This is a genomic window from Amycolatopsis minnesotensis (assembly GCF_039529815.1).
GTDB lineage: Bacteria > Actinomycetota > Actinomycetes > Mycobacteriales > Pseudonocardiaceae > Amycolatopsis > Amycolatopsis minnesotensis.
In genome coordinates this window covers 13076-35146 of sequence record NZ_BAAANN010000061.1, presented here as the reverse complement: position 1 = coordinate 35146, position 22071 = coordinate 13076, and the positions used below count along the sequence as shown (strand labels likewise).

Here is a 22071-nt window from a genome sequence, read left to right as displayed (position 1 = left end):
CCAAAACCTCACCTGCACACCACGCGGCAACCGCGCCCGAACCACCATCACAACCTCCGATCACAACCGGTGTTGCAACGACCCCATGAACCCAAGCTTCCTTCGGGGAATCAACCGCACCCTGCCGCGCGCCGCGAAGGCCGAGAGCGTGGCGTCAGATGCCCCGAAGGCATCCTTCGGGGACCAAGCCCCGGGCGACTCCTCACTGCTGCCAACCCCGCTCGCCCGAATCGACGCACACATCATCACCGCGACCTTCGGACATCGGGGCCCCCGAAGGCGCCGGCCGCTTCTTCGCCCCGCCGCGATTGTGCGTTTTTGCCAACTTTTCGGGAAAATGCTGGTCAGGGAATCGCGAGCGCGTTACAGGTGTATTTGTCACATGACTGACCGTGGTCGCCGGTGATTCTTTCGTAGGATCACCTTTCCAGGTGGAAGTTCGCGTGCCCTGCCAACGGGAACCCGTTTTCGCCACGTTCGGCGACTGTTTTGCCGGGCGGTCCCGGATGTACGTCATTCGATCGGGTGACGGCAGGGATGTGGTCGCTACTGATTTCACGGTGGTCGCGGCGCACGGCGTCGGTTGTGGTTTTCCTTGGTGTGCCTGCGCTTGATAGCTTCCTGGCTCTCGCTCCCGTTGGTGCCTCGATATCGAGTTGGGGGATTGGCGCGTCCATATCGCGAGCGCTCTTTTCGGAGTCAACGAGTCACGAGTCTCGATCAGTGGAAGGACAGTTCATGCGGGTAGACCTGCTGCGTACCGGGAGTGTGGCCGGTATGGCCGCGACGGCGCTCCTCCTCGCCACCGTGCCGGTTTCGGCGGCAACGGCCGCCGGGGCCGGTTCGGCCTACGGCGCGTCGGCCAGCGTTTCGCTGCTGCCGGGCGTGCTCGGCGACAAGGGGCTGACGGTCAACACCGGAAAGCTCGCCAAATCCACCACGGAAGGCCCGACTTCGGCTTCCGTCGCCGACGCTCCGCTCAAGGGCCTGCTGACCGCGAAGGCGATCAGCAGCAGCGCGAAGCACGCCGAAAGCGGCGGCGTCACCTCGACGGCGTCGATCGTCGACGCGGCGCTGCCGGTGCTCGCGCCCCTCGCGGGCGGCGACGTTTCCGCTCGGGTGCTCAAGGCGAAGTGCGCGTCGACGGCGTCCGGTGTCACCGGCAGCTCCGAGATCGCGGGCCTCGACCTCGGCAAGATCGGCGCCGTGCCGGTGGCCACCGAGCCCAACCGGTCGGTCGGCCTGCCGGGGCTGGTGCAGGTGATCGTCAACGAGCAGATCAAGCACGACGACGGCAGCCTCACCGTGAACGCGCTGCACGTCAAGCTGCTCGGCGGCAAGGAAACCGCCGCGCTCGGCAGCGGCGACGTCGTGCTGGCGTCGGCCACGTGCGGCAAGGCGACCGCCACCAAGCCGAGCACGACCCCCAGCCCCGCCCCGACCACGAGCCCGGCCGCGCCGAAGCCGGGCAAGCAGGTCACCGAAGTCCCCGTCGGCGCGCCGCAGACCGGTGACGGCAGCCTCGCCGTCGCGAAGGGCTGAGCCGGTGAAGGCACTGCGCTGGGCCGCCCTGCTGGCGGCGCTCGTGGCCACCCTGCTGCTCGGCGGGTGCGGTTCCGACGCCCCCGCGCCCGCCGCCGCCCCCGAGGCGCCCGCCGCCGCGAACGCGGGCGAGACGAAGTCGCTGCCGGACTGGGTCGAGGTGCCGAGCATCGAGGCGAAGTCCTCGCTCGTGCCGCTGGGGCTCAACCCCGACAAGACGGTCGAGGTGCCGCCGGTCGACAAGCCGTTGCAGGCCGGCTGGTACGAGAACAGCCCGCCGCCTGGCCAGGCCGGTCCCGCGGTCGTGCTCGGCCACATCGACGGCAACCACCAGAAGGGCATCTTCTGGCGGCTGCGCGAGGTCAAGGCCGGGGACGAGGTGCGCGTCGGCACGAAGGACGGCAAGACGCTCCGCTTCACCGTCAGCAAGGTCGACCAGGTCGCCAAGGACGCGTTCCCGACCGACGCGGTCTACGGCGACACCGCCGATCCCGAGCTGCGCCTGATCACCTGCGGTGGCGTGTTCGACCACGACACCGGCAACTACCGCGACAACATCATCGCCTACGCCAAGCTCGCGAGCTGATCGAACGCGGGTGGCCCGGCCATGCCGGGCCACCCGTACCGGTAAACGGTCCACAAAGGACTAAGGGCGAAGGTAAGGGCCGGGTCAAGCCCGGTTCGAATTGTGACTCGGCTCTCCGCGGACTGCCCGCAAATTCGTTGTCTACCGCAAGCAAGTTACTTAGCATTGCTAAGTGACGGCGATGCGGGAGGTTTGATGGCGGTCGGGACTGGGGACAGAAGGCAGCGCCCCGCGGACGAACTGGGTCCGCGCTACAAGTGGATCGCGCTGTCGAACACGACACTGGGCATGCTGATCGCGACGATCAACTCGTCGATCGTGCTGATCGCGCTGCCCGATATCTTCAAGGGCATCGGGATCAACCCGCTGGAGCCCGCGAACACCAGCTACCTGCTGTGGATGATCATGGGCTTCCTGGTGGTCACCGCCGTGCTGGTGGTCAGCTTCGGCAGGCTCGGCGACATGTACGGCCGCGCGCGCATGTACAACATGGGGTTCGCGGTGTTCACGGTCTCGTCGATCATGCTGGCGATCACCTGGTTCGACGGCGACGCCGCGGCGCTGTGGCTCATCGGCTGGCGGATCGTCCAGGGCGTCGGCGGCGCCTTCCTGATGGCGAACTCCTCGGCGATCCTCACCGACGCGTTCCCCTCGAACCAGCGCGGTCTCGCGCTCGGCATCAACGGTGTCGCCGCGATCGCGGGCTCGTTCCTCGGGCTGGTGATCGGCGGCGTGCTCGCGCCGGTGAACTGGAACCTGATCTTCCTGGTGTCCGTGCCGATCGGGGTGATCGGCACCATCTGGGCGTACCTGAAGCTGCACGACACCGGCGTCCGCCAGCACGCGCGGATGGACTGGTGGGGCAACATCACCTTCGCGATCGGCCTGATCGCGGTGCTGGTCGGCATCACCTACGGCATCCAGCCCTACGGCACCTCGTCCACCGGCTGGGGCAGCCCGTTCGTGCTGTCCTGCCTGATCGGCGGGCTCGCCGTGCTGGTCGCGTTCGTGATCATCGAGACCAAGGTCGACAACCCGCTGTTCAAGCTCTCGCTGTTCCGGAACAGGTCGTTCTCGTGGGGCAACCTGGCGAACCTTTCCGCCTCGCTCGGCCGGGGCGGGCTGCAGTTCATCCTGATCATCTGGCTGCAGGGGATCTGGTTGCCGCAGCACGGGTACACCTTCGAGCAGACCCCGCTGTGGGCCGGGATCTACATGCTCCCGATGACGGTCGGGTTCCTGGTTTCGGCGCCCGCGTCCGGGATCCTGTCCGACCGCGTCGGCAGCAGGCTGCTCGCGTCGTCCGGGCTGCTGATCACCGCGATCACGTTCGCGCTGCTGATCGTGCTGCCGGTGGACTTCGACTACTGGGCCTTCGCCGGCATCCTGCTGCTCAACGGGATCGGCATGGGCATGTTCTCCTCGCCGAACCGGGCCGAGGTGATGAACAGCCTGCCCGCGGACGCGCGCGGCTCCGGCGCGGGCATGATGACCACCTTCCAGAACGCGGCCATGGTGCTGTCGATCGGGTTCTTCTTCAGCCTCATCATCGCCGGGCTGTCGAACAACCTGCCCGCGGCGATGGGCGCGGGGCTGCAGGCGCACGGCGTGCCCGCCGCGTCGGCGAACCAGCTCGCGCACCTGCCCGCGGTCGCGGTGCTGTTCGCCGCGTTCCTCGGCTACAACCCGATCCAGCAGCTGCTCGGGCCGCAGCTCGCCCAACTCCCGACGGACCAGGCGAACTTCCTCACCGGGCGCAGCTTCTTCCCGAACCTGATTTCGGGGCCGTTCCAGGAAGGCCTGCAGATCGCCTTCGCCTTCGCGATCGCGGTGTGCCTCGTCGGTGCGGTGGCTTCCTTGCTGTGCAAGGACAAGAAGGTCGAGAACGGCGAGACGGTCGGCTCCGAGCTGGCCGCGGTGGCCGGGGAGGCGTCCGGGACGAGCGAACTCGTCGGCCCCGCGCGCGAACGCTGAGCAACGGTGGCCGCCGGGCGCACCCGGCGGCCACCCCTCAACTGCCGTCGATGGCGGGGAGCCCGGTGCGGATCCCGTCCACGCACCACTTCCCGCCGCTGATGTTGTTCGCGCCGATGGTGCCCTTCGGCACCGTCGTGCCCTCGTCGTCCTTGGTCTCCGGCAGCGGCTGGCCGTTGAGGGTGCCGCCGAGGTAGCCGTTGGCGAAGCTGCGCGTGTCCAAGCCGAGCGCCACGGTCTCGAACCGCGGCTTCCCGGTGGCGAAGATCTTCACCAGCCGTGCTTTCACCAGCGTGGTGTCGCCGGAGCAGACGAACTTCATCGCGCCGTCCTGATCGCCGGAGTTCACCGCGTCGAGGAACGCCTTGACCGGCGCGGTGTACTCCCCTTCGGGGGTGGTTCCGGCGCTGGAGGACGGCGCGCCTGCCGACGGCGCGGGTGGTGGTGCCGCCGGGCTCGGGGCGGGTGCCGCGGCACCGGTGTCCTTGCCGAGGAAGAACCCCGGCGCGACGAACCCGGTCACCAGCACGGCGGCGACGACCACGCCGAGCGCGCCGAGCGCGATCCAGAGCGGTGCCCGGTTCGGCTTCGGCGGCGGGGGATAGCCGCCGTGCGGCGGGTAGCCGCCCGGCGCTGGCCGGCCCCACTGCGGTCGCGGTCCCTGCGGGTGCTGCCCCCAGCCGGGCCGCGGGGGTACTGGCGGCCCGGTCATCGGCAGCTTGTGAAGACGTACTCGATGCGCACGGGCTTCGCGGGCGCGCCGTCGAGCGGGTCGGTCTCGCCGGGGACGATGCCCGCCCTGACGATCCGGTCCAGCACCCACATGCCCCTGGTCACCTTGCCCATGACCGAGTAGTTCGGCGCGATGTTCGCGAACGAGTGCACGACGAAGAACTGGCTGCCGTTCGTGCCGGGGCCCTGGTTGCCCATCGCCACGGTGCCGCGCGGGTACTTCTCGGTGCCGTCGACCTCGTCGGCGAACTTGTAGCCTGGCCCGCCCTTCTCGACGGAGTAGAGGTCACCGCACTGCAACACCCCGAGCCGGGCCGAGTTCGTCAGCCGGAAGCACTGGGTGTGGTTGTAGAACCGCTGGTGGATCAAGCTGATCATGTTGTGCACCGCGCACGGGGCGTGGCCGGCGTGGTCGAGTTCGATGGTCACCGGGCCGTAGTTGGTCAGCAGGGTGACGTCGGTGGTGCCCCTGGCCGGCGCCTTGGGGCGGGGCGCGCGCACCGGTTTCGCGGCCGGGTTCTCGGGGGTGGGGGTGAACTCGCAGCTCACCGTCGGCGGTGCGGGGCGGGCGGGGGTGGCGTCCGCCGTCGTCGCCCCGGCCATGGTCGTGACCAGCGCGGCGGCGCACGCGATCGCCGGAACAGTCCATCGAGATTTCATAGCGGACAACCTAGCCACGCCTCGCGGGCTTCGGAATGCCCCGACCGCCACTTTGCTGCCGTGAAGGCGCCCTTCGGGGCATCAGCCTCACCGCGCCGCAAGGCGCGAGGGTCGAGGGTCGAGAACGCGGCGTGGGATTCCCCGAAGGCGTCCTTCGGGGCAAGAAACGAGGGGGCTACTTCCGCCAGGCGGTGCGGCGCTTGCGCATGTCCAGCACCAGCAGCAGGATCAGGAAGAGGCCGAGCCCGACGAGCCACACGTTCTCGGTGTTGTTCTCGTGGTTGCCGATGAGCATCAGGAACAGCACCGCCGCGGAGACCCAGCCCGCGATCCTGGTGGCCTTCGGGAAGGTGCCGTGCCAGCCCCACGCCGCGGACGGCTCGTCGCGCGGGTCCACCCCGGACGCCGACACCTCTGCGGGGCGCTTCTTCTCGACCGCCTTGCCAGCCACGACCACTCCTTGAAGACCGGACACTGCCCTTGCCAGCCGATGATCCCACACCGAGTGACGATCCCCGGAGCGGACCCGCGGCACGGGAGCACGCGACAATGTGCGCCATGGACTCACCACGCACCGTGCTCGTGCTCGGTTCGACCGGCTCGATCGGCACCCAGGCGCTGGACGTCGCGGCGAGGAACCCCGGGTTGTTCAAGGTGGCGGGGATCGCGGCCGGTGGCGGGGACCCGGCGGCGCTCGCCGCGCAGGCGCTCGCGCACGGGGTGGACGCGGTCGCGGTGACGAAGGCGACCGCGGTCGAGGACCTCCAGCTCGCGCTCTACGCGGAGGCGCAGCGCCGCGGCTATTCGCGCGGGGAGTTCCGGCTGCCCAAGATCCTCGCCGGTGCCGACGCCGTGTCGGACCTGATCGACGCTGTCGGAGTCGACGTCGTGCTCAACGGCCTGCCGGGGTCGCTCGGCCTGCCGCCGACGCTGCGTGCGCTGGCCACCGGGGCCACGCTCGCGCTGGCGAACAAGGAGTCCCTCATCGCGGGCGGGCCGCTGGTGCTCGCCGCCGCGAAGGAGGGGCAGATCGTGCCGGTGGACTCGGAGCACTCGGCGCTCGCGCAGTCGCTGCGGGGCGGCAGGCGCGACGAGGTCGACAAGCTGGTGCTCACCGCGTCCGGCGGCCCGTTCCGCGGGCGCACCAGGGCCGAACTGGCCGAGGTCACCGTCGAACAGGCGATGGCGCACCCGACCTGGGCGATGGGCCCGCTGGTGACGATCAACTCGGCGACGCTGGTGAACAAGGGGCTCGAGTTCATCGAGGCGATGCTGCTGTTCGACGTGCCCGCCGAGCAGATCGACGTGGTGGTGCACCCGCAGTCCATCGTGCACTCGATGGTGACCTTCCGTGACGGCGCGACGATCGCGCAGGCCAGCCCGCCGGACATGCGGCTGCCGATCGCGCTGGCGCTGAACTGGCCCGATCGGGTGCCGGGCGCCTCCGCCGCCTGCGACTGGTCCACGGCCACCTCGTGGACCTTCGAGCCGGTGGACGAGGTGGCCTTCCCCGCGATCGGCCTCGCCAGGCACGCGGGATCCGTCGGCGGCTGCCTGCCCGCGGTGTTCAACGCGGCGAACGAGGAGATGGTGGCCGCTTTCCTGGCGCAGAACGCCAGCTTCACGTCGATAGTGGACACTGTTGCGGAAGTGGTCGAATCGGCTGATGAGTGGCGTCGCGAGCCTCGTGACGTGGAAGATGTACTGGCAGCGGAACAATGGGCACGCGCCCAAGCGGTTTCCATGAGCACCGGAGGGAAGTAGGGGCGTGCTCGCCTACATAATCGGAGTGGTGCTCTTCGCGCTGGGCATCTGCATCTCGGTGGCCCTGCACGAGGCGGGGCACATGGTCGCCGCGAAGTCCTTCGGGATGCGCGTCCGCCGGTACTTCGTCGGCTTCGGGCCGACGATCTTCTCGTTCCGGCGCGGCGAGACCGAGTACGGCCTCAAGGCGATCCCGCTCGGCGGGTTCTGCGACATCGCGGGCATGACCGCGCTCGACGAGGTCACGCCGGAGGAGTCGTCGAGGGCGATGTGGCGGTACAAGGTCTGGAAGCGGACCGTGGTGCTGGCCGCCGGCTCGTTCACGCACTTCGTGCTCGGGTTCGTGGTGCTGTACCTGATGGCCGCGACGATGGGCCTGCCGAACCTCGAGCAGAAGCCGGTCGCGTCCTCGGTCTCGGACTGCGTCACGAACGCCAAGACGGTCGACGAGGTCAACAACCCGAAGTGCGCCCCCGGTGCCGCGGGGCCCGCCAAGCTCGGGGGCCTGCTCCCCGGGGACGAGGTGCTTTCGGTCGCGGGCAAGCCCACGCCGACCTGGCCCGAGATGGTGAACGTGGTGCAGGAGGCGGGCGGCCCGACCCGGTTCGAGGTGCTGCGCGACGGCCAGCACAAGACGCTCACCGTGGACGTGCCGAAGGTCGAGCGCCCGTTCAAGAAGGACGGCAAGGACGTCATCATGAGCGTCGGCGCCATCGGCGTCTCGGCGACGAAGAACTTCCAGTACGGGCCGATCGGCGCGATCGGCGGCACGCTGTCCTTCACCGGTGACGTGTTCGCGCGGACCTGGGAAGGGCTGATGAACTTCCCGAAGCGCATCCCGGCGGTGGTGAACTCCATCTTCGGCGGCGAGCGCGACCCGGACACCCCGATCAGCGTGGTCGGCGCCAGCCGGATCGGCGGCGAAGCGGTGGAAGCGGGGCTGTGGCAGCTGTTCCTGCTGCTGCTGGCAAGCCTGAACTTCTTCATCGGCGTGTTCAACCTGCTGCCGCTGCTGCCGCTCGACGGCGGGCATATCGCGGTCACCTGGTACGAACGCGTCCGCGACTGGATCAGAAAGCTGCGAGGGCGCGCCGCGGGCGGTCCCGTCGACTACACGAAGTTGTCGGCGATCACCGTCGTGCTCGTGCTGATCGGCGGTGCCGTAACCCTGCTCACCATCACCGCTGACATTGTTAACCCGGTCAGGTTGATGCAGTAGCGTTTTCGCAGTTCACGCCTCGTGATCACGATTCACGGGTGGAGTAGCGGGCGGTTTGGGCGTCCCGGCGTCGCGGTATCGTGGCGCTGTGACTGTCCCGCTTGGCATGCCAGCCCTTCCCGCCCCCGTGCTCTCGGAGCGCCGCAAGACCCGGCAGCTGCAAGTCGGGCCGGTCGGCGTCGGCAGCGAGCACCCGATCTCCGTCCAGTCGATGACCACGACGCTCACCTCGGACGTCAACGCGACGCTGCAGCAGATCGCGGAGCTGACCGCGTCCGGCTGCGACATCGTCCGCGTGGCGTGCCCGAGCGCCGACGACGCCGAGGCGCTGCCCGCGATCGCGAAGAAGTCGCAGATCCCGGTGATCGCCGACATCCACTTCCAGCCGAAGTACGTGTTCGCCGCGATCGAGGCGGGCTGCGCCGCGGTCCGCGTGAACCCCGGCAACATCCGCAAGTTCGACGACCAGGTCAAGGAAATCGCCCAGGCCGCGAAGGACCACGGCACCCCGATCCGGATCGGGGTCAACGCCGGTTCGCTGGACAAGCGGCTGATGGAGAAACACGGCAAGGCGACCCCGGAGGCGCTCGCGGAGTCGGCGCTGTGGGAGGCGTCGCTGTTCGCCGAGCACGACTTCCACGACATCAAGATCTCAGTGAAGCACAACGACCCGGTGGTCATGGTGCGCGCCTACGAGATCCTCGCCGAGCAGTGCGACTACCCGCTGCACCTCGGCGTCACCGAAGCAGGGCCCGCGTTCCAGGGCACGATCAAGTCGGCCGTGGCCTTCGGCGCGCTGCTGCGGCAGGGCATCGGGGACACGATCCGGGTTTCGCTGTCCGCGCCGCCGGTGGAGGAGGTCAAGGTCGGCATCCAGATCCTGCAGTCGCTCAACCTCAAGGAGCGCAAGCTGGAGATCGTGTCGTGCCCGTCGTGCGGGCGCGCGCAGGTCGACGTCTACAAGCTGGCCGACGAGGTCACCGCGGGGCTGGAGGGCATGGAGGTCCCGCTGCGGGTCGCGGTCATGGGCTGCGTCGTGAACGGGCCGGGCGAGGCCCGCGAAGCGGACCTCGGGGTGGCTTCCGGCAACGGCAAGGGCCAGATCTTCGTCAAGGGTGAGGTCATCAAGACCGTCCCCGAGCACCAGATCGTCGAGACGCTCATCGAAGAGGCCATGCGCATCGCCGAGGAAGCGGGCGAAGGCGCCGGATCCGGCGACCCGGTCGTCACCGTCGGCTAGCGACACGCCCTGAAGGTGACCTTCGGGGACTTGAGCGCCGCGAACTCCGCCCTCGCACGAGCTCGTGCTGTTCCAGCCGGGGTCCCGCCATGCCCTGAAGGGGCCCTTGACGGAATCTGATGCCGTGAAGGCGACCTTCAGGGCATAAGTGCCGCGCGCCCGCGAAGGCCGAGATTGTGGCGTCAGACGCCCCGAAGGTCACCTTCGGGGCACGCGCGGAGCGGTTACGCTGGGGAAATGACCGGCGAGTGGGCTGTCGCGCGGCCGCACCGGGCGCTGCGGCCGCTGGTCGCGCGCTACATCGGCTACACCCAGCACGGCATGCCGGCCGGCGTGCATCGCGGGCTGCCGTCGCGGTTCGTCACGCTGGTCATCAGCCTCGACGAGCCGATGCGGGTGCTCGGCATGCCGATTCCCGGGGAGAGCCCGCTCGCGGCGCGGGGCATGGTCGGCGGCATGCACACCGGGCCCGCGCTGCTGGAGCAGGCGCCGTTCCAGTCCGGCATCCACCTCGAACTGAACCCGCTGGGCGCACACGCGCTGCTCGGGGTGTCCGCCGCCGAGCTGAGCGGGCACCTCGTCGAACTCGGGGACCTCGGTTCGCCCGCGCTCGCGGCGTTGCCCGACCGGCTGACCGAGGCGCCGACGTGGCACCGCCGGTTCGAAATCCTCGACGAGACCCTCGGCGCCAGCCTCGGCGACGGTGACACGGGCACGCCCGAGATCGGCTGGGCGTGGCGCCGCATGCTCACCGCGGCGGGCCGGGTCAGGGTCGACGCGCTCGCGGACGAGGTCGGCTGGAGCAGGCGGCACTTCGGCGAGCTGTTCCGCCGGGAGCTGGGTCTGCCGCCGAAACAGGCCGCGCGGGTGCTGCGGTTCGAACGCGCCGGCGCCGTGCTGCGCGCGAGCGGGCGGGTCGACCTCGCCGCGCTCGCGGTCGACTGCGGCTACTACGACCAGGCGCACCTGACCCGCGAATGGCGCGCGCTGGCCGGGTGCACCCCCGGCGTCTGGATCGCCGAGGAGCTCCCATTTCTGCAATACGCGGAACCGGGGGCGGACGCAGACTCGGTGGCATGACTGAACAGCAACCGCACCCCACCGTCTGGGCCGCCTTCCGCTACGACGACGCGCACGCGGCGATCCGGCACCTCGTCGACGTCTACGGATTCCGCGAGGCGCTCGTCGTGCCCGGCGAAGGCGGCGACGTCATGCACGCGGAACTCCGCTGGCCGGAGGGCGGCGGCGTCATGCTCGGCTCGACGAAGTACTGCGACGGCAAGCACGACACGATCAAACCGGGCGGCAGCGGGGTCTGCGTGGCCACCGACCACGTCGACGCGGTGTACGAACGCGTCGTCGCGGCCGGCGCCGAAGTGGTCGACAAGCCGTTCACCACGGACTACGGCTCGTACTCGTTCACCGCTCGCGACACCGAGGGCAACCTCTGGACCTTCGGCACCTACCGCGGCGCCCCCTAAGGTACGGGCATGGTGACGGTGGCCGGCGTGGCGGAACTCGACGACGGGCTCGTGGCGGAACTGCACCGGATCATCGTGGACCTGGTGCGCGACGGCGCGCCGCTCGGCTGGCTCGACCCGCCGTCGGTCGCGGAGATCGCCACGCTGCTCGGCACCGTCGTCGCCGACGCGGGCAACGGCGATGCCGGGCTCGTCGTCGCCCGCACGGGTGACGACCTCGCCGGGCTGGGGTACTGGCGCCGCTACACCCGGCCGACCAACCGCCCGCACGCCGACCTGGAACGCGTCGCCGTGGCGGGGGCTGCCCAGGGCAAGGGCGTCGGCAGGGCGCTGACCACCGCGCTGGTGGACGACGCCCGCGCGGCCGGGATCGAGGTCCTCACCCTGGACGCCCGCGGCGACAACGCGACGGCACTGGGCCTCTACCGGTCCCTCGGGTTCACCGAATACGGCCGGCTGCCGGACTTCGTCGCCGTCGGGGAGCGCCGCTACGACAAGGTGTTCTACATGATCGACCTGCGCTCAGCCCGCGGGCCGCTCGAAGGTCAGCAGTAGCCCCTCCACCCCTCCCGGCCCGATCCTGCCCTTGACCTCGGCCGAGGTGATGGTCTTGAGCTGCCACCCGTCGCCAGCGTGGTCGTTGAGTATCTTCTCCAGCCGATCGCCCGACATCTTGCCGCCGATCATCTTTTCGCGGACTTCGACGACTTTGTAGCTGTATCGCTGCATCGCCCGATTCTCCCACCCCGGCGCGTACCGTGGCCGTTTCGTTCGGCCGCTCGGGTGCTTGGCAGGCCGTGAGAGGGGCCTTCTTTTCCGTTAGCCGTGATTATCTGGCAGGCTTAGGCCCGTGTTGCGGCTTGCTGGTGCGCGGCTGCTCGATGATCGGGACTACCCGGCGGTTCGCGCCGCCTTGGCCACCGATCCAGTGGCCAGTTGCATGGTCAGCGCCAGGGTCGAGGTTGCCGGTCTCGATCCGTGGCGGCTAGGCGGCGAACTGTGGGCCGCCGAGTCCCGCACGCCCAGACCCGTTCGCGTGCAGGGGCTGTGCTTCTCCGGCCCCAACCTGATCCCGTTGCGCGGCAACATCTCGGCCATCCGCTCGTTCGCCGACCGGGCACTGCGCCGCCAGCGCGCGTGCTCGTCGCTCGTCGGCCCCGCCGAGCAGGTGATGGCGCTGTGGGACGAGCTGGTCACCGAATGGGGGCCGGCGCGGGAGGTCAGGGGCGACCAGCCGTTGCTGGCGATCGACGCGCTGCCCTCGGTCGCGCCGGATCCGCTCGTCCGGCAGGTCAGGCCGGACGAGATCAACCGGTACCTGCCCGCCGCGATCGCGATGTTCATCGAAGAGGTCGGCGTCGACCCGCGCGCGGGCGACGGCGGCGTCAGCTATCGCGCGCGCGTGGCCGAGCTGATCGCGGGCGGCAGGGCGTTCGCCAGGTTCGAGGGCGATCGCGTCGTGTTCAAGGCCGAGATCGGCGCGCTCTCGACCACGGTCGGGCAGATCCAGGGCGTGTGGGTGCACCCGGACCGGCGCGGCCACGGGCTCGGCACCGCGGGCACCGCCGCCGTCGTGACGAGGCTCGTGCGGGGCATGGGCCGCACGGCGAGCCTCTACGTCAACTCGTTCAACGCGCCCGCGCTCGCCTCGTACCGCAAGATCGGGTTCGACCAGGTCGGCCAGTACGCCACGGTCCTGTTCTGATCCTCGCGCCGCCACGGTGCGGCTACCCGGCGAACGGGCCTGTTCCGGCATACTGCTTCGCTGTGGGGTCGGCGTTCTTCCGGATGGTGGTGCTCGGTGTCGTCATGGCGCTGGCGGTGTCCGGCTGCGCGCTGTTCGGCGGCGGGGACGGGCCGGACGAGGTCACCGACGAGTTCCTGCACGCGCTCGCCGACGGCGATGTCAACCGTGCCGCCGACCTGACCGACGCACCCGACTCGGCCCGCGCGGTGCTCGGGCAGGTGCGCGCCGCGCTCGCGCCGGAGTCGGTCGGCGTGAGGATCGGCAGGGTGCACACCGCCACCGGGTCCGCTAAGGCCGACGCCGCGTTCGACCTCCAGTGGCACCTGCCGCGCGGCCGGAACTGGGCGTATTCGAGCGCCGCGCAGCTTTTCGAGGAGAAGGGCGCCTGGAAGCTGCACTGGCTGCCGTCGGTGGTGCACCCCGACCTGGCCGCGCAGCAGACGATCGCGGTGCGGGAGGTCCGCCCCGAGCCCGCGCCCGTGGTCGACCGCGACGGCATGGCGCTGCTGTCGCCGCAGTCCGTGATCGGGGTCGTGCTCGACCCGGCGAAGGCGGGCGACGTCGCGGCGGTCGCGGACAAGCTGGCGACCGTGCTGCACCCACTGGACGGCACCATCACCAAACAGTCCCTTGTGGACGGTGCGAAGGCGCTGAAACCCGGCGGGACGCTGCCGGTCGCGAGCCTGCGCGCCACCGACTACCAGCAGGTCAAGCAGTCCATCTACGAGCTGCCCGGTGTCCGGTTCGCCGAGCAGACGCGGCTGCTGCCCGTCGACAGGACAGTGGGCGCCAGGATCCTGCCCGCACTGCGCTCGGTGGTCGAGCACCAGGTGCTCGGCGAGGCAGGCTGGCGCGTGGTGACGCTCAACGCGGGCGGCGGCGAGGTCGCCGAACTGTTCGCGCAGCAGCCCAAGGCGGCCGACGCGGTGGTGAGCACGCTGAGCCGGAAGGTCCAGGCAGGCGCCGAAAGCGCGCTGGCGCCGATCGCGGGGCCTGCCGCGCTGGTGGCCATGCGGCCCTCGACCGGCGAGTTGCTGGCGGTGGCCCAGAACGCCAAGGCCGACGAGCAGGGCATGATCGCGCTGACCGGCCGCTACCCGCCGGGCTCGACGTTCAAGCTGGCGACCGCCACCGCCGCGCTGACCTCGAACGTGGTGCGGGCCGACACCCCGTCCGACTGCCCGTCGACCGTCACGATCGACTCCAGGGTGGTGCCCAACGACGACCTGTTCTCGCTCGGCACCGTGCCGCTTTCCAGCGCGTTCGCGCATTCCTGCAACACGACCTTCGCCAAGCTCGCCACCCGGCTCCCGCCAGCCGCCCTGACCGGCGCCGCCCGTGACCTCGGCATCGGCGCCGACTACGAGCTGCCGGGGCTCACCACGATCACCGGCTCGGTGCCGCCCGCGGAGACCCCGGTGCAGCGCGCCGAGAACGGGTTCGGGCAGGGCACCGTGCTGGCGAGCCCGTTCGGCATGGCGGTCGCGATGTCCACCGTCGCGTCGGGGCACATCCCGGTGCCCACGCTGTTGCGCGGCGTCGCGGTCGGGTCGAAGAACCTCGGCAACCCGATCCGGCCCGACGTGCTCGAGTCGTTGCGGTCGATGACCCGCGAGGTCGTCACGGCGGGGACCGCGGGCGCGTTGAAGGAGCTGCCCGAGGTGCACGGCAAGACCGGGACCGCCCAGTTCGGCGACGGCACCCAGTCGCACGGCTGGTTCGTCGGCTACGAAGGCGACCTCGCGTTTTCGGTGCTGCTCGTGGGTGGCGGGACGTCGAAGCCCGCCGTCGAGGTGGCGCACCGGTTCTTGACCTCGGTGGGCTGAGTGCCGCGGAGACCGTCGTCGTAGGCTGGGGACATGTCCCAGCGTGCTCCGTTGAAGCCCGGCGTGCAGTCGGCGCGCCGTCCCGTTCCCGCCAGCATCGAGCGTCCCGAGTACGTGGACAAGCCGGCACCGAAACGGGACACCGGAAATGGCGTGCGCACGCCCGAGGTGATCGAGGCGATGCGCGTGGCGAGCCGGATCGCCGCGCAGGCGCTGCAGGCGGGCGGCAAGGCGGTCCAGCCGGGCACCACCACCGACGAGGTGGACCGGGTCGTGCACGAGTTCCTGCTCGACCACAAGGCGTACCCGTCGACGCTGGGCTACCGGAGCTTCCCGAAGTCGTGCTGCACCTCGCTCAACGAGGTGATCTGCCACGGCATCCCGGACTCGACCGTGATCGAGGACGGCGACATCTGCAACATCGACGTCACCGCCTACATCGGCGGCGTGCACGGCGACACCAACGCCACCTTCCTCGCCGGTGACGTCTCCGAGGAGGCGCGGCTGCTCGTCGAGCGGACGCACGAGGCGACGATGCGCGCGATCAAGGCGGTGCGGCCGGGTCGCCAGCTCAACGTGATCGGCAGGGTCATCGAGGCCTACGCGAAGCGGTTCGGCTACGGCGTGGTCCGGGACTTCACCGGCCACGGCGTCGGCCCCGCGTTCCACACCGCGCCGACCGTGCTGCACTACGAAGAGCCGTCGGTGACCACGGTGATCGAGCAGGGGATGACCTTCACGATCGAACCGATGATCACGCTCGGCACCATCGAGTACGACGTCTGGGACGACGACTGGACGGTCACCACCCAGGACAAGAAGTGGACCGCGCAGTTCGAACACACCTTGGTGGTCACCGAGTCGGGCGCCGAAATCCTGACCCTGCCGTAGGCGGACCACTGCTCTGCCTCGGGCCGCGCGCCCTGATGGGAGCTTTGGGGAGTCTGGTGCCGCGAGGGGCCCCTTCAGGGCATGTGCGCTGCCGTGTTCTGGGGGCGTGAGGGGTGAGATTGTGGCGTCAGATTCGCTGAAGGCGTCCTTCAGGGAATGACCGCACTGGCGAGCCCCGGCGGGCCCGCACCTCCGCCACCCCACCTCACCGGAAGCAACGCACGCATCACTGCGTCGTTCAGGGCACGGGGAAGCGCGGTCAGGCGTCCGCGACGCCTGCTTGGTCGGGGAGGGCGGCGAGCAACTCGTCGAGGAATCCGCCTGCTTCGGCCGTCGCCCGTTCCGCGTCCTTCGCTTCGATCGCTTCGAGTAGCCCGCTGTGGCCGATTTCGGCGATGTCGCCGCTCGGTTGCGCGGTGGCCGCGACGCTGGCCATGACCACCTCGGTGAGTCCGAGGTACAGCTCGGCGAGCAGCGTGTTGTGTCCACTTCGGACAACCGCGAGGTGGAACTCCGTGTCGGTGTGGGCGAAATCCTCGGTGCGGCGTTCGGAATGCGCGCGGTCCCGCTCGGCGAGCAGTCGCGCGAGCTCGGCCAGTTCGTCCTCGGTTCGGTGCAGCGCGGCGAGCCTGGCGCCTTCGACTTCCAGCGTGCGCCGCACCTGCAGCACCTCGCGCAGCTCCGAGCCGCACAGCCTGCGGATCGCGCCGGACACCTCGCTGGTCGCCCTGACGTAGGTGCCGTCGCCCTGGCGCACTTCGAGCAGCCCGCTGTGGGAGAGCGCGCGAACCGCCTCGCGGACCGTGTTGCGCCCGACCCCGAGCGAGGCGACCAGTTCCGGCTCGGTGGGGATGCGCTCGCCGACCGGCCACTCACCCGCGGCGATGGCGGCGCGGAGCTGCCCGATCACGTCGTCGACCAGGCCGGAGCGTCGTGCGGTGGCGAGTGGCATGGGCTGCACCCCTTCTCGGCGGACCAGCAAGTGAGAATACCGTCACGGTCGTTTCATCCAATCATCCCATGTCTGCCATAGTAGGCGCATGACGTCGCCGAAGCTTGCCTCCGAAAGTGGCCTGGAGCTGGAACTCGACGGTGCGATCGAGACACCGCCGTCGAAGGACCGCTCCGCGGTGCTCGCGGGGACCGGGTTGCTCGCGGTGGCCGTGGTGCTGACCGCGCTCAACCTGCGGCCCGCGATCACCAGCGTCGGGCCACTGCTCGGCGAGGCGCGCGAGTCGCTCGGCGCGTCCTCGACCTGGGCCGGCGCGCTCACCACGCTGCCCGCGCTGTGCTTCGCGGTCGCCGGGCTCGCCGCGCCCGTGCTCTCGCGCCGCGTCGGGATGGGCCCCGCGGTCGGCATCGCGCTCGGGGTCCTCGGCGTCGGGCTGGTGCTGCGCGTCCTCGACGGGCCGCTGGTGGTGCTCGGCGGCACGCTGGTGGCCTCGGCCGGGATCGCGTTCGCCAACGTGCTGGTGCCGGTGGTCGTGAAGAACTCGTTCCCGGCGAAGGTCGGGCTGATGACCGGTGTCTACACCGCGGCGCTGCAGGCTGGCGGCGCGCTCGGGTCTTCGGTGACACCGCCGCTCGACACCGCGCTCGGCGGCTGGCGCCCCGCGCTGGCGAGCTGGGCGGCGCTGGCCGTGCTCGCGCTCGTGGTGTGGGTCTTCGCCGCCCGCCGCAAGGCACCCGTCGACGCCGATGGTGAGAGCACGGTCGAGGTCGCGCGCTCGTTGCTGCGCAGCCCGCTCGCGTGGATCATCACGGTGTTCTTCGGCATGCAGTCCTTCCTCGCCTACGTCGTGATGGGCTGGCTGCCGGAGGTCCTGATGGACGCGGGCGTGTCCAAGGCGAACTCGGGCCTGATGCTGGGCCTGCTGTCGATCATCGCGGTGCCGATCAGCCTGATCGTCCCGCCGATCGCCGCGCGCCAGGGCAGCCAGACCTGGTGGATCGTCGGGCTGGGCGTGTTCGGGCTCGCCGGGATGTTCGGCCTGCTGCTCGCGCCGTCGGCCGCGCCGCTGCTGTGGACCGTGCTGGTCGGCTTCGGCATGAGCGTGTTCTCGCTCGCGCTGACCACGATCGCGCTGCGGGCGCGCACCGGCGCGGAGACCGCGAAGCTCTCCGGCATGGCGCAGGGCTTCGGGTACCTGATCGGCGCGACCGGCCCGTTCCTGTTCGGCTTCCTGCACGACCTGACCGGCGCGTGGACGGTCCCGTTCAGCATGCTGATCGTCGTGCTGGCGGTGCAGATGGTCTTCGGCGGCCTGGCAGGTCGCAACCGCTACGTCTAGTCCAGCTCCAGGTTGAGCAGCGCGTTTTCGATCAGCTCGGGCATGGCGGGGTGGATCCAGTACTGGCCCCTCGCCATGCTCCGCGCGTCGAGGCCGAAGCTCATCGCCTGGATGAGCGGCTGGATCACGGTCGGCGCCTGCGGCCCGATGATGTGCGCGCCGAGCAACTGCCCGGTCGCCGGATCGGCGAGCAGCTTCACGAACCCGCTGGTGTCCTCCATCGCCCAGCCGTAGGCGATCCCCGCGTAGTCCTGTTTCGACGTCACGAACCGGATGCCGCGATCGGTGGCCTGCCGCTCGGTGAGCCCCACCGACGCGATCTGCGGCGAGCTGAACACCGCGTGCGGCACGAACCGGTGGTCGGCCTCGACCCGGTCGTCCGGGTTGAGCAGGTTGTGCTGCACCACCCGGGATTCGTGGTTCGCCACGTGCTTGAGCTCGTAGGGGGAGGACAGGTCGCCGAGCGCGTAGATGCCCTCGACCGAGGTCTGCTGGTACTCGTCGGCCACCACATGACCACTGTCCAGTGTGGACACACCGGTGGCCGCGACGTCGAGCAGGTCCGAGTTCGGCCTGCGCCCGGTCGCGACGAGCAGCACGCCCGCTTCGACGGTTTCCGCACCCTCCGGGCCTTCGAGGTCCAGTGCGACCCCGGTGCCGGTTTTGCGCGCGCGCAACGTCTTCCGGTGCAGGCGCACGTCGAAGCGGCGGCTCGCCAGCTCCGTGAAGCGCTCGCTGATGTCGGCGTCCTCGGCCCGCAGCAGCGCACCGGAGCGCGCGATCACGGTGACCTCGACGCCGAACGACGCGAAGACGTGCGCGAACTCGGCCGCGATGAACCCGCTGCCGAGGATGACCATGCGCGAAGGCAGCTCGTCGAGCCGCATCACCGTGTCCGAGGTGTAGTAGGGCACCTCGTCCAGCCCCGGCACGTCGGGGGCCACCGCCCGGCCGCCCGCGGCGAGAACGAACCTGTCCGCGGTGATGGTGACCGGCTCGCGCCCGTCGGAGTAGGTGACCCGCAGTTCCTTGTGCCCGACGAACCGGCCTTCGCCCTCGTGCACGGTGACGCCCGCGTTTTCCTGGTGCGAAACCCGGTACTCGCGGCCACCGGCGGCGATCGGGTCGATGCGGCCGAAGATCCGGTCGCGCACGTCCGTCCAGCGGACCCCGTCGAGCGTTTCGTCGACGCCGAACAGCGCGCTCTTCGCGGGCGTGGCGGCGATGTCCGCGGTGTGCACGAACATCTTCGTCGGGATGCAGCCGACGTTGAGGCAGGTGCCGCCGAACACGCCCTTCTCCACGATGGCCGTCTTCCAGCCCGCGAACCGGCCGTCCAGGACGGAGTTCCCGGATCCGGTGCCGATGATCACCAGGTCGTAGTGGATCGCTTCGCCGCTCATACCAGCGAAGGTACCCGGACCCCGCATCGCCGTGGGCGTGACCATCGACAACCGCGAACCGGGAATTCGCGTGCTCTCGCCGGGGCGCGGTGCTACAAGGGATGCCATGGGCCTCCCCGCGCCGCACCGCCACTTCCTCGACGACGTGCTTCCCCGGATCCGGCAGGATCCGCGGGTGACCGACGTCGCCCTTTCGGGGTCGATCGCGAACGGGCACCCCGACCTCTACTCGGACGTGGATCTGATCGTCGTCGTCGAGGACGGGGCGTTCGACGCGGTCATGCGGGAGCGCCTCGAACTGATCGGCTCGTGGACGGAGCTGGTGGTGGGGTTCACCGGCGAGCACGTCGGCGAGCCGCGCCTGATCATCACCCTGGTCGGGCCGCCCCTCCTGCACGTCGACTTCAAGTTCGTGCGCGCGGCCGACTTCGCCGAGCGGGCCGGGGAACCCCCGTTCGACCTCCAGTGGCTCGAGGACCGGTTCTGGGTCTGGGTGCACTACGGCGCGACGAAACTCGGCCGCGGCGAACTGTTCGAGGCGATCGGCATGCTGAGCCACCTGCGCGACGCCGTGCTGGGCCCGCTGGCCGCCCGCCACGCGGGCGCGCTGCCCCGCGGGACGCGCCACCTCGAAACCGTCGCACCGGACGAAGCGCGTGCCCTGCGGGCGACGCTGTGCGGGTACGACCGGGCTGACGCCGGCCGGGCGTTCCTGGCCGCCGTCGACCTGTACCAGCGCTGGCTCGGCGAGCCGGTCGAACGGCGCCACGTCGCCGAAGCGCTTGCCGTGCAATACCTCCACGACGTCCTCGAACAGGCGAACTGATCTCCTCAGCCGCCGGTCGCGGAGAAGTGCATGATGTCCTTGGGGCTGTTCCAGCTACCGCCCCACGTCCAGCCGATCGCGGTGAAGGCCCGGACGGTGGCGTCGCCGGGGAGCACCATGCCAGGGCGTGCGGCGGCCCGGTTCTTGTAGGCCGAGGCCAGTTCCGGCACCACGATCTCGCCCTTGACGTAGGGGTTGCAGAACGGGTTGAGGTCGATCGCGAGCCCGGAGGCGTGCGCGGACCAGTTCTTCTGGCCACGGGTGGGGCGGCAGACGAACGCGCTGGTGTCGTTGCCGTCACCGGTCGGCGCGGCGTCCAGCTCGGGTGCGCTGGTCACCCGCATCTCCTCGAACGGGAACCGGTTGGCGTAGAGCTGCCCGAACACCTTCGTCACCGCGTCGGCGACGGAGGCGTTCACGATCATCTCGCCGGTGTGCGGTTTCCCGTCGAAGCCCCAGAACGACATCGTCAGGTAGGCGAGGTCCTCGGCGGCCACCGGGCACGCAGCCTGCCAGGTGCTGCGGGCGAGCACGTTCGCGGGCACCGGGCTCGTCGTCGCGGCGTACTTCCCGCCGACCGGCGGCGGCAGGATGTCCTTCGTGGGCAGGCTCCGGTTCACGAGCACCGACGGCGTCGGCTGGATCTCCCCGTAGCCGTCGGAGCGGCGCGGCAGGGGATGCGCGCCGACGACCCAGGCCGCCGCGGGAGCCGCCGACGACGTCGTCGGCGGGCGCGAGGTGGTGCTCGGGCGCGCGGAGGTCGTCGTGACCGGTGCGACGGGCGGCGGAGGCGCGGTCACCGGTGCGGGATCGCCTCCGCACGCGGTCAGCAGGAATACCGCCGCGGCCACCGTCCCCAGTTTCAGCGTTCGCACCCGTCCAGCTTGACAGAACGCTCAGTGAGGACAACGTCCACCCGATTCAGCGACACCACGGTGGTGATGTTCGGTCTAGGGTGTTTCGGGCCGCACCCGCACGCATCGGAGCGTGTCGACCGCACAAGGTCACTCTGCCGGTGCGGCGGCGTTCCCGATCTGGGATCGAACACGCATCCGGTGAAGGGAGCACGGGGCATGTCAGAGAAGGCACGGCGCACGGCGGCACTGGCCGGAACGGCGGCGGTGATCGCGGCGGCCGCGTTCCTGCCCACCGCTGCCTCGGCCGACGGCGCGGCGTCCGCCACCCCCGGCTCGCAGGCGCAGCCGCGCATCGTCGGCGGCGGCAAGGCGTCCATCGACGACTACCCGTACGCGGTGTACCTCGCGGACAGCAACGGCAACCAGTTCTGCGGCGCCGTGCTCGTCGACAGGTCCGCGGTGGCCACGGCCGCGCACTGCGCCAAGGCGTACCCGCGCGCGGACCTGCGCGTGGTCGCCGGGCGCGAGGACAAGCGCACCTCGGCCGGCGCGGTGTCGACGGTGTCGAGCGTCTGGGTCGACCCCGCCTTCCGCGAGCCGGGCCAGGGCAACGACATCGCGGTGCTCAAGCTGCCGTGGGCGCTCCCGTTCGAGCCGGCGAAACTGCCGGGCAGTGCCGATCGCTCGCTCTACGACGAGGGCACCAAGGCCACCGTGCTCGGCTGGGGACGCGTCGCCGACAACGGTGCCAGGTCCGACTACCTGCGCAGCGCTGTTGTGCCCGTGGTGAGCGACCGGAGCTGCGCGGGCAGCTACTCGAACTACGACCCGAAGAGCATGGTGTGCGCGGGATACCCGCAGGGCGGGATCGACGCCTGCCAGGGCGATTCCGGCGGTCCGCTGATGGTCGGCGACACCCTGATCGGGATCGTCTCCTACGGCGAAGGCTGCGCCGCGCCGAACCGGCCCGGCGTCTACACCCGGGTCTCCTCCTACCTCGACGAGATCGAGAAGCACGCCCGGTAGCCGCCC

22 protein-coding genes are annotated in these 22071 nt (G+C 70.3%); 15 read left to right on the top strand and 7 right to left on the bottom strand.

The features are described from left to right. The first annotated feature begins 738 nt into the window (after positions 1-738). The 3 genes from ABD256_RS41460 (at position 739) to ABD256_RS41450 (ending at position 4102) form a co-directional block, all read left to right on the top strand. Positions 739-1542, top strand: a complete 804-nt coding sequence (locus tag ABD256_RS41460) for a choice-of-anchor P family protein (RefSeq protein WP_344431436.1) — start codon at positions 739-741, stop codon at positions 1540-1542. 4 nt (positions 1543-1546) lie between these two features. Further along, positions 1547-2128, top strand: coding sequence for a class F sortase (locus ABD256_RS41455; RefSeq protein ID WP_344431434.1), 582 nt, complete (start codon positions 1547-1549; stop codon positions 2126-2128). Positions 2129-2323: 195 nt separating this feature from the next. Further along, positions 2324-4102, top strand: coding sequence for an MFS transporter (locus ABD256_RS41450; protein ID WP_344431432.1), 1779 nt, complete (start codon positions 2324-2326; stop codon positions 4100-4102). A 37-nt stretch (positions 4103-4139) separates the two neighbouring features. On the opposite strand, the gene ABD256_RS41445 is transcribed toward ABD256_RS41450, so the two are convergent. From ABD256_RS41445 to ABD256_RS41435, 3 genes are all read right to left on the bottom strand, one after another. Beyond that, positions 4140-4814, bottom strand: coding sequence for a hypothetical protein (locus ABD256_RS41445; protein ID WP_344431430.1), 675 nt, complete (start codon positions 4812-4814; stop codon positions 4140-4142). Beyond that, entirely contained in the window at positions 4811-5494 is a 684-nt protein-coding gene (locus ABD256_RS41440; protein WP_344431428.1) for a peptidylprolyl isomerase, read from the bottom strand. The genes ABD256_RS41445 and ABD256_RS41440 overlap by 4 nt, the downstream gene beginning before the upstream one ends. Positions 5495-5669: 175 nt before the next feature. After that, complete coding sequence (locus tag ABD256_RS41435) at positions 5670-5945, bottom strand: DUF2631 domain-containing protein (RefSeq protein ID WP_344431426.1); 276 nt, start codon at positions 5943-5945, stop codon at positions 5670-5672. A gap of 107 nt (positions 5946-6052) precedes the next feature. On the opposite strand from ABD256_RS41435, the gene dxr reads away from it, so the two are divergent. The 6 genes from dxr to ABD256_RS41405 all read left to right on the top strand — a co-directional run bounded on the left by dxr (position 6053) and on the right by ABD256_RS41405 (position 11753). After that, positions 6053-7258, top strand: coding sequence for a 1-deoxy-D-xylulose-5-phosphate reductoisomerase (dxr, locus tag ABD256_RS41430; protein ID WP_344431424.1), 1206 nt, complete (start codon positions 6053-6055; stop codon positions 7256-7258). 4 nt (positions 7259-7262) lie between these two features. Beyond that, complete coding sequence (locus ABD256_RS41425) at positions 7263-8477, top strand: M50 family metallopeptidase (RefSeq protein ID WP_344431422.1); 1215 nt, start codon at positions 7263-7265, stop codon at positions 8475-8477. Positions 8478-8583: 106 nt separating this feature from the next. Further along, positions 8584-9717 carry a flavodoxin-dependent (E)-4-hydroxy-3-methylbut-2-enyl-diphosphate synthase gene (gene ispG, locus ABD256_RS41420; protein WP_344431442.1) on the top strand — a complete coding sequence of 378 codons (1134 nt, stop codon included), beginning with the start codon at positions 8584-8586 and terminating at the stop codon, positions 9715-9717. 237 nt (positions 9718-9954) lie between these two features. Then, positions 9955-10797 (top strand): AraC family transcriptional regulator, encoded by an 843-nt coding sequence (locus ABD256_RS41415; RefSeq protein WP_344431421.1) that lies wholly within the window; start codon positions 9955-9957, stop codon positions 10795-10797. Beyond that, positions 10794-11198, top strand: a complete 405-nt coding sequence (locus ABD256_RS41410; protein WP_344431419.1) for a VOC family protein — start codon at positions 10794-10796, stop codon at positions 11196-11198. The genes ABD256_RS41415 and ABD256_RS41410 overlap by 4 nt, the downstream gene beginning before the upstream one ends. A gap of 9 nt (positions 11199-11207) precedes the next feature. After that, positions 11208-11753 (top strand): GNAT family N-acetyltransferase, encoded by a 546-nt coding sequence (locus ABD256_RS41405; protein ID WP_344431418.1) that lies wholly within the window; start codon positions 11208-11210, stop codon positions 11751-11753. Here ABD256_RS41405 and ABD256_RS41400 read toward each other — a convergent pair. Continuing rightward, entirely contained in the window at positions 11721-11927 is a 207-nt protein-coding gene (locus ABD256_RS41400; protein WP_344431416.1) for a DUF4177 domain-containing protein, read from the bottom strand. The genes ABD256_RS41405 and ABD256_RS41400 overlap by 33 nt on opposite strands. A gap of 121 nt (positions 11928-12048) precedes the next feature. Between ABD256_RS41400 and ABD256_RS41395 the strand changes: the two genes are divergently transcribed. The 3 genes from ABD256_RS41395 to map all read left to right on the top strand — a co-directional run bounded on the left by ABD256_RS41395 (position 12049) and on the right by map (position 15662). Further along, positions 12049-12903 (top strand): GNAT family N-acetyltransferase, encoded by an 855-nt coding sequence (locus tag ABD256_RS41395; RefSeq protein ID WP_344431415.1) that lies wholly within the window; start codon positions 12049-12051, stop codon positions 12901-12903. A gap of 83 nt (positions 12904-12986) precedes the next feature. Beyond that, on the top strand, positions 12987-14771 hold the full coding sequence (locus ABD256_RS41390; protein ID WP_344431440.1) for a penicillin-binding transpeptidase domain-containing protein: 1785 nt from the start codon (positions 12987-12989) through the stop codon (positions 14769-14771). Positions 14772-14804: 33 nt separating this feature from the next. Beyond that, a complete protein-coding gene (gene map / locus ABD256_RS41385; RefSeq protein ID WP_344431413.1) occupies positions 14805-15662 on the top strand; it encodes a type I methionyl aminopeptidase in 858 nt (285 codons plus the stop codon). A gap of 259 nt (positions 15663-15921) precedes the next feature. On the opposite strand, the gene ABD256_RS41380 is transcribed toward map, so the two are convergent. Beyond that, positions 15922-16614 (bottom strand): FadR/GntR family transcriptional regulator, encoded by a 693-nt coding sequence (locus ABD256_RS41380; RefSeq protein ID WP_344431410.1) that lies wholly within the window; start codon positions 16612-16614, stop codon positions 15922-15924. Positions 16615-16702: 88 nt separating this feature from the next. On the opposite strand from ABD256_RS41380, the gene ABD256_RS41375 reads away from it, so the two are divergent. Then, entirely contained in the window at positions 16703-17953 is a 1251-nt protein-coding gene (locus ABD256_RS41375) for a CynX/NimT family MFS transporter (RefSeq protein WP_344431408.1), read from the top strand. Here the strand turns inward: ABD256_RS41375 and ABD256_RS41370 are convergent. Continuing rightward, positions 17950-19356 carry a mycothione reductase gene (locus ABD256_RS41370; RefSeq protein WP_344431406.1) on the bottom strand — a complete coding sequence of 469 codons (1407 nt, stop codon included), beginning with the start codon at positions 19354-19356 and terminating at the stop codon, positions 17950-17952. The two genes, ABD256_RS41375 and ABD256_RS41370, sit on opposite strands and share 4 nt — an antisense overlap. 37 nt (positions 19357-19393) lie before the next feature. On the opposite strand from ABD256_RS41370, the gene ABD256_RS41365 reads away from it, so the two are divergent. Beyond that, positions 19394-20182: a nucleotidyltransferase domain-containing protein gene (locus tag ABD256_RS41365; protein WP_344431404.1), complete on the top strand. Its 789-nt coding sequence runs from the start codon at positions 19394-19396 to the stop codon at positions 20180-20182. Between the two features lie 5 nt (positions 20183-20187). On the opposite strand, the gene ABD256_RS41360 is transcribed toward ABD256_RS41365, so the two are convergent. Next, positions 20188-21057, bottom strand: a complete 870-nt coding sequence (locus ABD256_RS41360; protein WP_344431402.1) for a M15 family metallopeptidase — start codon at positions 21055-21057, stop codon at positions 20188-20190. A gap of 198 nt (positions 21058-21255) precedes the next feature. Here ABD256_RS41360 and ABD256_RS41355 point away from each other — a divergent pair, with 198 nt between their 5' ends. Beyond that, entirely contained in the window at positions 21256-22065 is an 810-nt protein-coding gene (locus tag ABD256_RS41355; protein WP_344431401.1) for a S1 family peptidase, read from the top strand. The last annotated feature ends 6 nt before the right edge of the window (positions 22066-22071 follow it).

Coding starts and splice junctions, on each gene's coding strand:
- ABD256_RS41355 (WP_344431401.1), top strand. CDS start 21,256: ATGTCAGAGAAGGCACGGCGCACGGCGGCACTGGCCGGAACGGCGGCG.
- map (WP_344431413.1), top strand. CDS start 14,805: ATGTCCCAGCGTGCTCCGTTGAAGCCCGGCGTGCAGTCGGCGCGCCGT.
- ABD256_RS41375 (WP_344431408.1), top strand. CDS start 16,703: ATGACGTCGCCGAAGCTTGCCTCCGAAAGTGGCCTGGAGCTGGAACTC.
- ABD256_RS41400 (WP_344431416.1), bottom strand. CDS start 11,927: ATGCAGCGATACAGCTACAAAGTCGTCGAAGTCCGCGAAAAGATGATC.
- ABD256_RS41450 (WP_344431432.1), top strand. CDS start 2,324: ATGGCGGTCGGGACTGGGGACAGAAGGCAGCGCCCCGCGGACGAACTG.
- ABD256_RS41440 (WP_344431428.1), bottom strand. CDS start 5,494: ATGAAATCTCGATGGACTGTTCCGGCGATCGCGTGCGCCGCCGCGCTG.
- ABD256_RS41405 (WP_344431418.1), top strand. CDS start 11,208: ATGGTGACGGTGGCCGGCGTGGCGGAACTCGACGACGGGCTCGTGGCG.
- ABD256_RS41370 (WP_344431406.1), bottom strand. CDS start 19,356: ATGAGCGGCGAAGCGATCCACTACGACCTGGTGATCATCGGCACCGGA.
- ABD256_RS41460 (WP_344431436.1), top strand. CDS start 739: ATGCGGGTAGACCTGCTGCGTACCGGGAGTGTGGCCGGTATGGCCGCG.
- ABD256_RS41445 (WP_344431430.1), bottom strand. CDS start 4,814: ATGACCGGGCCGCCAGTACCCCCGCGGCCCGGCTGGGGGCAGCACCCG.
- dxr (WP_344431424.1), top strand. CDS start 6,053: ATGGACTCACCACGCACCGTGCTCGTGCTCGGTTCGACCGGCTCGATC.
- ABD256_RS41390 (WP_344431440.1), top strand. CDS start 12,987: ATGGTGGTGCTCGGTGTCGTCATGGCGCTGGCGGTGTCCGGCTGCGCG.
- ABD256_RS41415 (WP_344431421.1), top strand. CDS start 9,955: ATGACCGGCGAGTGGGCTGTCGCGCGGCCGCACCGGGCGCTGCGGCCG.
- ispG (WP_344431442.1), top strand. CDS start 8,584: ATGCCAGCCCTTCCCGCCCCCGTGCTCTCGGAGCGCCGCAAGACCCGG.
- ABD256_RS41380 (WP_344431410.1), bottom strand. CDS start 16,614: ATGCCACTCGCCACCGCACGACGCTCCGGCCTGGTCGACGACGTGATC.
- ABD256_RS41410 (WP_344431419.1), top strand. CDS start 10,794: ATGACTGAACAGCAACCGCACCCCACCGTCTGGGCCGCCTTCCGCTAC.